The sequence below is a fragment of the Flavobacterium sp. Flavsp81 genome (genome assembly GCF_059491325.1).
On the sequence record NZ_CP168505.1, the window covers coordinates 4,638,858 to 4,651,047 of the forward strand.

Genomic DNA, 12,190 nt, shown 5'->3' on the forward strand with positions numbered 1-12,190 from the left:
TTTTAGAACCTTAACTAAGCAGACTTTCGTCTACAATATTAGGTAAAGTTACTTTTAGCAAAGGCTGAACTTCCATCGCTCTTTTTATGGCAAAAATAGCTTCGTCATTTCTGGCCCAGCTCCGTCTTGAAATTCCGTTGTTTACATCCCAGAAAAGCATTGATGCTAAACGTTTTGAAGCCTCTTTAGAACCATCAAGAACCATACCAAATCCGCCGTTTATAACCTCTCCCCATCCAACTCCTCCGCCATTATGAATCGATACCCAGGTTGCACCCCTAAAGCTGTCGCCAATCACGTTTTGAATCGCCATGTCGGCTGTAAAACGAGATCCGTCATAGATATTTGAAGTTTCCCTGTACGGAGAATCGGTCCCCGAAACGTCATGATGATCACGTCCTAAAACAATGGTTCCAATTTCACCTTTTGCAATCGCCTGATTAAATGCTTCAGCAATTTTAATTCGGCCTTCAGCATCAGCATATAAAATACGGGCCTGAGAACCTACGACCAATTTATTTTCTTGTGCCCCTTTGATCCATTTGATGTTATCCTGTATTTGCTGCTGAATTTCTTTTGGTGCTGTTTTAGCCATTTCTTCCAAAATTTGAGAAGCAATAGTATCGGTTTTTTGTAAATCTTCCGGTTTCCCGGATGTACAAACCCATCTAAATGGTCCGAAACCATAATCAAAGCACATTGGTCCCATAATATCCTGGACGTAACTCGGATATTTAAAATCGATATCGTTTTCGTCCATTACATCTGCGCCTGCACGGGAAGCTTCTAATAAAAAGGCATTTCCATAATCGAAAAAGTAAGTTCCTTTTGCCGTATGTTTGTTGATTGCAGCTGCATGTCGGCGTAAAGTTTTCTGAACTTTTTCTTTGAATAAATCAGGATTATTGGCCATCATTTCATTAGCTTCTTCAAAAGAAATTCCAACCGGATAATAACCACCAGCCCAGGGATTATGAAGTGAAGTCTGGTCTGAACCTAAATCAATTTTGATATTTTCTCTGTCAAAACATTCCCAAACATCAACCACATTTCCTAAATACCCAATCGAAACAACTTCTTTGTTGGCTTTCGCCGAATTTACTCTCTTAACCAATTCTTCGGTCGAAGTTACGATTTCATTTATCCAGCTTTGCTCATGACGAATTTTAGTAATTTTAGGGTTTACCTCGGCACAAACTGTGATACAGCCTGCAATATTTCCGGCTTTTGGCTGAGCGCCTGACATTCCGCCAAGACCCGAAGTCACAAACAAACTGCCTTCAGGATTTTGTTTTATTTTTCTAAAACCATTCAAAACGGTAATCGTTGTTCCGTGTACAATTCCCTGCGGACCAATGTACATATAACTACCTGCTGTCATTTGCCCGTATTGCGAAACACCTAATGCATTCATTTTTTCCCAATCGTCAGGTTTCGAATAATTCGGAATCACCATTCCATTCGTAACCACAACCCTTGGAGCTTCTTTATGAGAAGGAAATAAGCCCATCGGATGTCCTGAATACATAGTTAAAGTCTGCTCATCTGTCATTTCAGACAAATACTGCATCGTCAATAAATACTGTGCCCAGTTCTGAAAAACGGCTCCGTTACCGCCATATGTAATCAACTCATGCGGGTGTTGCGCAACGGCATAATCCAGATTATTCTGAATCATGTGCATTATCGCTTTTGCCTGTAATGATTTTCCGGGATATTCGTCAATTGGCCGTGCGTACATTCTGTAATCGGGACGAAAGCGATACATATAAATACGACCATAAGTTTCTAATTCCTGAGAGAATTCCGGAATTAATTCGGCGTGATGTTTGGGCTCAAAGTAACGTAAGGCGTTTTTTAAAGCTAGTTTTTTTTCTTCCGAAGAAAGAATTTCTTTTCGTTTTGGCGCATGATTAATCGCTAAATCGTATGCTGCCTTTGGAGGTAATATATTTGGAATCCCTTGTTGTATTTGTTCTTTGAAAGTCATTTTTTTTAAGGTACTAAGTTGCTAAGATTCTGAGATGCTAAGGCTTTTTTATTTAATGAAAATCCGCATCTGATTATTTTCTGTTAAAAAAATGAACTAAGGATAACGGATATCCGACCTGTGATAAGACTTGTGGATTTTAATCCTGAATTTTCTTGAATGGATATCCATATAATATTTAGATTATTTCGAATCTGATTTAAAAATTGTCTAATTATCAAATTGCCACATTCTCTAATTAGATTGCTTCCTGATTTCACCTGTTCGTTTATCGAACCCGTACGGACAATGACGGCAGCCGCTTTTGCAGCAATAACCACGTTTTAAATGGTGTTTTTCGGTAAAACATTTATAACCTTCGGGTGTATAATAAAAATCTTCGCCTTCGGTTAATTTATTTTCATTACTTTGCTCTTTCATAATGGTAATTTCTGTGCATATTTATGTTTTTTAAATCAAATCAATAGTGTTGGATTGTGATTTTAATGAAAAAAAACAATTTTGCTTCTACAAATTTATAAATTTTACAGCCAATGTTTCTGATTGTTGCTAAATATTTAATTCCGAATGGATATCGTGGAATGGCTGTATTTCCCTTCATTCTGATGAAATATGATTTTGATAAAGTGGATAAGACTTTTGTGAATCACGAAAAAATTCATTTGCGACAGCAGTTAGAAATGTTGGTAATTCCATTTTTTATCTGGTATTTTTTAGAATATTTGGTGCGTTTGATTCAATATAAAAATGGAGCATTGGCGTATCGGAATATTAGCTTTGAGAGAGAAGCATATTCAAATGAAACCAATTATGATTATTTGAAAAATCGTTCCTTTTTTCAATTCCGGAACTATTTAACTTTAAAACAAAAATAGATTTTGAACCAACAAATTCATATCGATTTTCCTAACGATATTTCTCTGACAATAAAACGTGAAGATCTGATTCATCCGTTTGTTTCGGGAAATAAATTTAGAAAACTAAAATATAATTTGCTTCAGGCAAAAGCCGAAAATAAAGAAACTGTATTGACTTTTGGCGGTGCTTTTTCGAATCATATTGCCGCTGTGGCGTTTGCCGGAAAAGAACAGGGCTTTAAAACAATCGGAATCATTCGGGGAGAAGAGCTTTTTGATAAGACAGAAGAAAATCCAACTTTAAAATTCGCTCAGAAAAATGGAATGAAATTTGAATTTGTTTCCAGAGAGGATTATCGCCTTAAAAGTGAAATTTCTTTTTTAGAAAAGTTAAAAGAGAAGTTTGGAGATTTTTATTTAGTGCCCGAAGGCGGAACAAATGTGTTGGCAGTAAAAGGCTGCGAAGAAATTTTGACTGCCGAAGATGCTGTTTTTGATTTTGTTTGCTGCGCTGTAGGAACGGGCGGAACTATTTCCGGATTGATAAATAGTGCTTTTCCGGATCAGAAAATTTTAGGGTTTCCGGCATTAAAAGGTGACTTTTTAAAGGATGAAATTCGTATTTTTGCAAAAAAAGATAACTGGGATTTAATTTCTGACTATCATTTTGGAGGATATGGCAAGATAAATTTAGAATTAATTGAATTTATTAATTCTTTTCTTGATGGAAATAAAGTGCCTTTAGATCCAATTTATACAGGAAAGATGGTTTTTGGCGTTATAGACTTAATCCATAAAAACTATTTTCCTGCAAATTCAAAAATTTTACTCATTCACACAGGCGGATTGCAGGGAATCCAGGGAATGAATCTAAAATTGAAGCAGAAGAAATTACCAATACTAAAAACGAATGTTTAAAAAAATAGTAATACTTTTCATAATTGCAGCGTTGGCAGGCTGTTCTTCCGGTAAACCTGCAATTGCAACAACCAGAAAGGCAACGGCGGTTCAGAAACCCAGAGTAGCTACGACTAAAAAAGGGACGTATTCTAAGCCAATTGCTAAAAATCCCACTTCAAATAATACAACCGAAGTAATCCAATCCACATCAAGGACTGTTGTAACCAGTGATTTAATAAACAATTATGTTTTGCAATACAAAGATATTGCAATAGGTAATATGCAGAAATACGGTATTCCGGCAAGTATTATTCTGGCGCAGGGAATTCTTGAATCCGGAGCCGGAAGAGGAGATTTAGCAATAGAAGCAAACAATCATTTCGGAATAAAATGCCACAAAGACTGGCTGGGAGAAAGTGTTCGTCATGACGATGATTCTTCTCAGGAATGTTTTAGAAAATACACTCAGGCTTCAGAATCATACAGAGACCATGCTTTATTTTTAGTCGGAAAGAACAGGTATGCAGCTTTATTTACTTATGAAAAAGACGATTATAAGGCATGGGCAAAAGGGTTAAGGGCTTGCGGCTATGCTACTGATCCTAACTATCCTGATAAATTAGTCAGTTATATAGAACGTTATAATCTGCATCAATACGATTGTCAGGTTACCGGGAAAACCTATACAGCAATTAATAAATCAGCTCCGACCAGAAGTTCGTCTTCAAATTCCGGTTCAAACGATCCTAATTTATATGAAGTTCAAAAAGGAGACACTTTATATTCGATTTCAAAAAAATTCAACATATTGGTTGATGACTTAAAACAAAAAAATAACCTTTCAGATAATAATCTTTCAGTTGGACAGAAGTTGAAAGTTAAGTAGTTTTCAGTCGCAGTTTTCAATTTGAAATAATCTAAAATCTAAATTCAGAAATCTAAATCAAAAATGATCTATAAAAGAAGTAGCCAGCTTTTTGCTGAAGCAGAAAAAGTAATTCCGGGAGGAGTAAATTCGCCAGTACGAGCTTTTAAAGCGGTTGGAGGAACTCCTATTTTTGTAAAGAGTGCCAAAGGAGCCTATTTGTATGATGAAGACGGAAATAAATTAATCGATTATATCAATTCATGGGGACCAATGATTTTGGGTCACGCCTATCAGCCGGTTGTTGATGCTGTGATTGAAAAAGCTAAATTAGGAACTTCATTTGGAATGCCAACGGAATTGGAAACTCAAATCGCTGCTTTGGCTGTTTCTATGGTTCCAAATATCGATAAAATCAGATTTGTAAATTCAGGAACAGAAGCATGTATGAGTGCGATTCGTCTGGCTCGCGGATTTACGAAAAGAGATAAAATAATAAAATTTGCAGGTTGTTACCACGGACATTCAGATTCATTTTTGATTCAGGCCGGGAGTGGAGCAGTAACTTTCGGATCTCCAAATAGTCCGGGTGTTACCGAAGGAACCGCAAAAGATACTTTATTGGCAAAATACAATGATCTGGAAAATGTAAAGACTTTAATCGAAGCCAATAAAAACGAAATTGCAGCCATCATTATTGAGCCGGTTGCCGGAAATATGGGTTGTATTCCACCTCAAAAAGGTTTTTTGCAAGGATTAAGGGATTTGTGTACTGCAAACGGAATTTTATTAATTTTTGATGAGGTCATGACAGGTTTCCGTTTAGCTCGAGGCGGCGTTCAGGAATTGTTTAATATCAATGCTGATATCGTAACTTTCGGAAAAGTAATCGGCGGCGGACTGCCGGTTGGTGCTTTTGCTGCCCGCGAAGAAATCATGAATTATTTAGCACCGCTTGGACCGGTTTATCAGGCCGGAACCTTATCAGGAAATCCGTTGGCGATGGCTGCAGGATTAGCAATGCTGCAATCATTAAATAATGATCGTGCTATTTTTGATCGTTTAGAAGAAAAAACAGCTTATTTAGAAGCAGGAATTGACAAAGTTCTTAAAGCAAATAATGTGGTGTTTACCATCAATAGAGTAGGTTCAATGATTTCTGTTCATTTTGATGCAAATCCTGTTGTTGATTTTCAAACTGCAGCAAAAGGAGATAACGAAACCTTCAAAAAATTCTTTCACGGATTATTGCAGGAAGGCATTTATATTGCGCCATCAGCATACGAAACCTGGTTTATTACCGATGCCTTGACATACGAAGATTTAGATTTTACAATTAATGCTATTGATAAGGTTTCAAAGACATTTTAAATTAAATACGGGAAAAATAATCATGTGGCTTAACTTTTTAATTAAAGTTGAGCCTTTTTTTATATGAATTGGATTTAATTTTTAATAGTTAATTAAAAGTTAAATAAAATATATTTCATTGAAAATTAGGCTCAAAATTTATTTTTGTTTATCAAATTACTATTAATCCAATTGATAAAATGAATAAATTTTACATTTTCATTGTAGTACCGGTTTTTTTACTGTTTCCAATAAGCCAATTTGCACAATCTAAAAAAGAAAAATCCAAAAAAGACGAAACTGCTGTTGCTCTTCCTGAAAAAAAATCAGAATCTGTAATTAAAGAATACAGCAAAGTAATTACCAAAAATGCTGTTTCTGATGATGGACTTTTTACAGTCCATAAAGTTGATAAAAAATATTATTTTGAGATTCCGAATAAATATTTAAATAAAGACATGCTTTTGGTAAGCAGATTGTCTAAACTGCCTTCTAACTTGGGTGGAGGATATGTAAATGCAGGTTCAGAAACAAATGAACAATTAATTGTCTGGCAGCGTTTTCAGGATAAGATTCTTATAAAATCAAAATCATATAATGCCGTAGCAAATGATACTTTGCCAATAAGTATTTCGGTTAAATCAAATAATTATGAGCCTACATTATTTGCTTTTGATATTGTTGCTTTTAGTAAGGATTCCGCAAATACGGTTATTGATGTAACTAAATTTTATAGTACAGATGTAAAAGCAATAAGCGGAATATCTACAGAAATGCGGGAAATATATAAAGTAAAAGGACTGGATGATTCCAGAAGTTTTATTAATGCAATGAAGAGTTTTCCGATGAATATCGAGGTTATTCAGGATATGACTTATAATGCTTCAAAGCCTTCAATATTGGAAGAAACCGAATCGATAAGTGTCCAAATGAATCAATCGATGATTTTATTGCCTGAAATTCCAATGAAGCCCCGATTAGCAGATCCAAGAGTAGGATGGTTTACGGTAAGCCAATATGATTATGGGAGTAATGAATTAAAATCAGATCTTAAAACTTACATCCGACGCTGGAGATTAGAGCCTAAAGATCCTGAAGCGTATGCAAGAGGTGAACTGGTTGAACCAATAAAACCAATTGTATATTATTTAGATCCCGCGACTCCTGAAAAATTGAAAAAATATATTAAACAGGGAATTGAAGAATGGCAAAAACCATTTGAAACAGCAGGATTCAAAAATGCAATTATTGCAAAAGATGCCCCAACAACAAAGGAAGACCCTGATTTTAGCCCGGAAGATATTCGGTATTCTGTAATTCGCTACGTAGCGAGTACAACAAGAAATGCTGTCGGACCCAGTGTTTCGGATCCCAGAACCGGAGAAATTATAGAAAGTGATGTAATCTGGTATCACAATCATTTGCGTTCGTACAGAAACAGATATCTGTTAGAAACCGGAGCATCAAATCCGTCAGCAAGAACTTTGCAGACAAGTGATGAAGAAATGGGCGAAATGATGCAAATGGTAATTGCGCATGAAGTAGGTCATGCATTAGGTTTTCCGCATAATATGGGGGCAAGCTGTGCTTATGATACAGAAAGCTACAGAAATGGAGAATTTACACAAAAAAACGGAATTTCAGCAAGTATAATGGATTATGCCCGTTTTAATTATATTGCACAGCCAGGAGATAAAAATGTTCGTTTTATCCGTAAAATGGGTGCGTACGATCATTATGCATTAAATTGGGGTTACAGGGTGATTCCAAATGTGAAATCAGCACAAGATGAATTGCTAATATTAGATAAATGGATTCTGGAAAAGGCAGGAAACCCAATTTATAAATTTGGAAAACAAAGCAGTGCTTTTGATCCATCATCCCAAACAGAAGATATTGGGAATAATTCTATGAAAGCAAGCTCATACGGACTTAAAAATCTGGAATATGTAGCTAATCATTTAAGTGAATGGACGAGTAATGTCAGTAATAATTATGAGGATTTAGATGAATTATATAAAGAATTATTAGAGGCCTGGAGCCGATACGTTGGACATGTAGTGACCAATGTAGGAGGTGTTTATGAAAATACTAAAAATCCAAATCAGCCTGGAAATGTTTATGAAGTAGTTCCCAAAGCAAAACAATCAGAAGCAATGAATTGGCTTCAGATTAATGCTTTCGCTTCTCCAACATGGATTGTAAATGTAAATACTTTAAAAAATACAGATTTTTCAGGATATACAGAAGTATTTAGAAGTCTGCAAGTAAAACATTTAAACAGTTTGCTGAGTTTAGGACGTATTGGCAGATTAATGGATAACGAAATACTTGGAGCCGATACGTATAAAGCTTTAGATCTGTTTAAAGATGTACGTAAAGGGATTTGGAAAGAAGCAAATACAGCGACCAATGTAACCATTTACAGAAGAAACCTGCAACGCGCTTATATCGATCGAATGGGATATTTGATGACAGAAGAAATTAAGCCGGGAGATAAATCGACAACCTATTATAATGTGTCTCAGTCAGATCTTAGAGCTTTAGTTCGTGGTGAATTAAATACACTAAAAAAATCGCTTTCAGCAGCAAAAGCGATGGCTGTAAATACCGAAACAAAATATCATTATGAAGATTGTATCAAAAGAATAGATTTGATACTTAATCCAAAATAGAGTGTTGCATAAAAAAAGAGGCTTTTAAGCCTCTTTTTATTTACTAATTATTATCGCTTCTGCGTTCTTTCATTTTTTCTCTGACCTTGTCTTTGTTTTCCTCCTGAATTGTTTTCCATTTGGTGTATTGGTCGGTAGTTAAAATTCCTTTCATTTTGGCGTCATTTGCTTCTTTTTCTGCCATCATTTCTTTTTTGAAAGCTTCTTTTTGATCAGCAGTAAGTTTGGTACCGCTTTCTCTTTGCTCTTTTCTGGCGTCTCTTAATTTTTCAGACTTGGCACTTCTTTCCGCAAGCAATTGTTTTACCTGTTCTTGTTGTTTTGCATTTAATGTCAACTCAGAAGTTAATTTTTTCAGTTGTTTTTCGTTTCGTTGTTCAGGAGTTAATCGTTCTCTTTGTTCACGAGGCGGTTTTTGATCCATATCGGCATCTTGTGCAAAGCTTGCTATTCCAACGAATAATAATGCTGCAATAAATAATTTTTTCATGATTTGTTTTTATTTGATTAATATGGATGTAAGACAATAAATCAAACGAAGGGTTTAATCGCTTAACAAAATTTTATTATTTATTTATCTGATGGCCAAACAATTTGTTATCCAGTGCCTGTATAGTAACTAATTTGTAAATTGATAAATCATTTTAAAAGTTTTTAAACAAAATGATTTATATCATGTTTTACGGCACAGGACCTATCTATCTTTATACGAGATTAAATTTTAAAATTTATGAGCGATTTATCACAATCACACAGGATACTATTTTTAAACACACTTGCCTTCGCAGTTTGTTTTGCGTGTTGGACTTTAAATGGAGTTTTGGTTACTTTTTTAGTAGATCAGGAAATTTTTGATTGGAGTGTAGTTCAAATAGGGTGGCTTTTAGGTATTCCGGTACTTACCGGTTCACTCATGCGATTGCCTATGGGGATTTTAACTGATAAATTTGGAGGCCGCATGGTTTATTCCGGTTTGCTTATTTTGGCTTCAATCCCTTTGTTTTTACTGCCGTTTGCGGCTAATTTCTGGATGTTTGCTTTCCTGAGTTTTTTGTTTGGAATGGTAGGGACAAGTTTTGCCGTTGGTGTAGCTTATACATCACTTTGGTATCCGAAAGAATGGCAGGGACGAGCACTTGGTATTTTCGGAATGGGTACTGCAGGGGCTTCAATTACTCCTTTTATAGCACCAAGTTTGTTAAAATACTTTACAGAATTGAATCCTGAAAACGGTTGGAAATACTTACCAGTAATTTATGGTGCTGCCTTGTTGTTGATGGGAGTTGTTTTTATTCTTTTTTCAAAAACAAAAAAAATAGACGGAAAACCAAAATCGGTTAAAGAACTTTTACAGCCGCTCAAAAAAGTACAGGTATGGCGTTTCGGAACCTATTATTTTCTGTTGTTTGGTTCTTTTGTATCATTTTCTCAATGGCTGTTGCCTAATTTTATGAATGTTTACCATACGACTTTAATTTTAGGAGGCTTGTTTACTACTTGTTTTAGTTTGCCGGCGGGTATTATCCGTGCCTTTGGAGGATTTTTGTCAGACAAGTTTGGAGCCAGAAAAGTAATGTATTGGGTTTTAAGTTCCTCAGTGGTATTGAGCTTTTTATTATTGTTTCCCAAAATGAATATTACTACCTCAGGGAGTGGTTTATTGGCTGGGAATGCAGGAACAGTAACTCAGGTGTCACCATCAAAAGTTGTCATTGGGAAAAGAGAATACCACGTAAATCAAAAAAATTCGAATGTAGAGTACAGCAAATTTTTTCCATCTAAAACGACATGGCAGGAAGTAGTAATTGCCGAAAATCAAAAAGTACAGAAAAAAGAATTGATTGCTGACGGAATTACTCAAATTCATTTTGAGGCAAATATGTGGATCTATTTGGTTTTGGTAATTTTAATTGGTGCTTGTTGGGGAATTGGTTCGGCAGCAGTTTACAAACACATTCCTGAATATTTCCCAAATCAGGTAGGGGTAATAGGAGGAATGGTCGGAATGATTGGTGGTTTAGGAGGATTTACAGGCCCGATAGTTTTTGGATACCTGCTTGCTTTTACCGGTTTTTGGACAAGTTCATGGCTCTTTATTTTTATATTATCAATAGTTTGCCTGATTTGGATGCACCGTGTAATTGTAAAAATGACAAAGGAAAAATTACCTGAGTTCGCTCAGGATATAGATAGAAAAGAATAAACTAAGTAACTGATAAGTATGAAAATGAATTTACGGAAACAAGTAATGATAAGTTGGCACAAATAGTCCGGTTGAATAAAGTTTTTTGATTTTTATTATTGTAAATTAGCATTTCACCAGATATTTATAACATAATAGCATTTATTGTGTTTAAAAAAATATACTTAAGTAGTATTACTTAGTTCCTCTTTTATTTAATTTTACCCCCCGAAGAAATACCGTCTCAATTTTTTAATTAAAATTGATAAGGCAGATTTATAATTATAAGTGTGTATTAATATAGCCTAAAATGAAAAACAGAACATACAATATAAAAGCATTACTTATTGCTACAATACTTTCTGTATTTATGATTGTATTGGTGTTTTACGGATCCAGGGAATTGCAAAATTTTGACGCGGCCCTGATTACGTATTTGTTCGGAACTGTGTTTGCTTTTTTTGGAATTGTTTATCGTTATACCGTATGGCTTCAAAGACCACCTACATGGATTTATTTTAAAAGAGGAATTTGTTTCTTGTTTACAGGAAAAGTGTTTTCTCATTTTTGGTTTGCTTCCAAAGAATCTATAGAAAATATTGCCTTTCAAAAATTTATTTATCCAAGAGGAAAGTACCGTTGGATGGCGCATTTTATGATAGCAGCAGGTTGTACATCTGCTTTCTTGATTACAATTCCACTTACATTTGGCTGGATTCATTTTACCATGGCTCCCAATTCAGTATCGGTTTATGAAGCACATTTTTTCGGATTCAAAGTGATGGACTTTAGGCTTGACTCCATCATGGCATTCCTGACATTTCACGCATTAAACTGGTCTTCTTATCTGGTGATTTTTGGTTCATTGTATTATTTAAGGAGACGGCTGACTAATCCGGGCTTGATTGCAACCCAGACTTTCGAAGGTGATTTACTGCCTCTTATATTATTAATAGCTATTTCGGTTACAGGATTGGGATTGACTTATTCGTATCAATTCATGAAGGGTTTTGCATTTGACTTTTTGGCGGTACTTCATGCCGTTACAGTAATTATGTTTTTGATATGGATTCCGTTTGGGAAGTTTTTTCACATTATTCAGCGACCGGCACAAATTGGTGCACATATTTATAATAAGGTAGGAAGGAAAAAAGGTATGGCAGTTTGCAAACACACCGGAGAAGAGTTTGCAACCAAACTTCATATTGACGATCTTAAAATAGTTACTAAAAAATTGGGTTTTGACTTTTCAATGGAAGATGGAGGATCACATCTGGATTTAAGCCCCGAGGGAAAAAGAGCCCGTTTGGCCCAGGCGCATCTAAAGGCAAGACAGGCAGGAGGAAATTTATTCGGATAGTTAAAAAACAA

At 35.3% G+C, this 12,190-nt stretch carries 10 protein-coding genes; 7 read left to right on the forward strand and 3 right to left on the reverse strand.

Features of this window, described 5'->3' with window-relative positions:
• Nucleotides 1-10: 10 nt before the first annotated feature.
• Both hutU and ACEN92_RS19505 read right to left on the reverse strand, forming a co-directional pair.
• The gene (gene hutU / locus ACEN92_RS19500) at nucleotides 11-1,990 is read right to left on the reverse strand and encodes a urocanate hydratase (RefSeq protein WP_495639982.1); all 1,980 of its coding nucleotides are present in this window, start codon (nucleotides 1,988-1,990) and stop codon (nucleotides 11-13) included.
• 234 nt (nucleotides 1,991-2,224) lie between these two features.
• Entirely contained in the window at nucleotides 2,225-2,410 is a 186-nt protein-coding gene (locus ACEN92_RS19505) for a C1orf53 family protein (RefSeq protein WP_495639983.1), read from the reverse strand.
• 113 nt (nucleotides 2,411-2,523) lie between these two features.
• Here ACEN92_RS19505 and ACEN92_RS19510 point away from each other — a divergent pair, with 113 nt between their 5' ends.
• The 5 genes from ACEN92_RS19510 (at nucleotide 2,524) to ACEN92_RS19530 (ending at nucleotide 8,637) form a co-directional block, all read left to right on the forward strand.
• A complete protein-coding gene (locus ACEN92_RS19510) occupies nucleotides 2,524-2,865 on the forward strand; it encodes a hypothetical protein (protein WP_495639984.1) in 342 nt (113 codons plus the stop codon).
• A 3-nt stretch (nucleotides 2,866-2,868) separates the two neighbouring features.
• On the forward strand, nucleotides 2,869-3,765 hold the full coding sequence (locus ACEN92_RS19515) for a 1-aminocyclopropane-1-carboxylate deaminase/D-cysteine desulfhydrase (protein ID WP_495639985.1): 897 nt from the start codon (nucleotides 2,869-2,871) through the stop codon (nucleotides 3,763-3,765).
• On the forward strand, nucleotides 3,758-4,633 hold the full coding sequence (locus tag ACEN92_RS19520; RefSeq protein ID WP_495639986.1) for a glucosaminidase domain-containing protein: 876 nt from the start codon (nucleotides 3,758-3,760) through the stop codon (nucleotides 4,631-4,633). The genes ACEN92_RS19515 and ACEN92_RS19520 overlap by 8 nt, the downstream gene beginning before the upstream one ends.
• A gap of 63 nt (nucleotides 4,634-4,696) precedes the next feature.
• Nucleotides 4,697-5,983 carry a glutamate-1-semialdehyde 2,1-aminomutase gene (hemL, locus tag ACEN92_RS19525; RefSeq protein ID WP_495639987.1) on the forward strand — a complete coding sequence of 429 codons (1,287 nt, stop codon included), beginning with the start codon at nucleotides 4,697-4,699 and terminating at the stop codon, nucleotides 5,981-5,983.
• 179 nt (nucleotides 5,984-6,162) lie between these two features.
• On the forward strand, nucleotides 6,163-8,637 hold the full coding sequence (locus ACEN92_RS19530) for a zinc-dependent metalloprotease (RefSeq protein WP_495639988.1): 2,475 nt from the start codon (nucleotides 6,163-6,165) through the stop codon (nucleotides 8,635-8,637).
• 43 nt (nucleotides 8,638-8,680) lie between these two features.
• Here ACEN92_RS19530 and ACEN92_RS19535 read toward each other — a convergent pair whose 3' ends face one another.
• Nucleotides 8,681-9,127, reverse strand: a complete 447-nt coding sequence (locus ACEN92_RS19535) for a DUF4890 domain-containing protein (protein ID WP_495639989.1) — start codon at nucleotides 9,125-9,127, stop codon at nucleotides 8,681-8,683.
• Between the two features lie 240 nt (nucleotides 9,128-9,367).
• On the opposite strand from ACEN92_RS19535, the gene ACEN92_RS19540 reads away from it, so the two are divergent.
• Together ACEN92_RS19540 and ACEN92_RS19545 are read left to right on the forward strand one after the other, a co-directional pair.
• Nucleotides 9,368-10,840 carry an MFS transporter gene (locus ACEN92_RS19540; protein WP_495639990.1) on the forward strand — a complete coding sequence of 491 codons (1,473 nt, stop codon included), beginning with the start codon at nucleotides 9,368-9,370 and terminating at the stop codon, nucleotides 10,838-10,840.
• Between the two features lie 289 nt (nucleotides 10,841-11,129).
• Nucleotides 11,130-12,179, forward strand: coding sequence for an MFS transporter (locus ACEN92_RS19545; RefSeq protein WP_495639991.1), 1,050 nt, complete (start codon nucleotides 11,130-11,132; stop codon nucleotides 12,177-12,179).
• Nucleotides 12,180-12,190 lie beyond the last annotated feature (11 nt).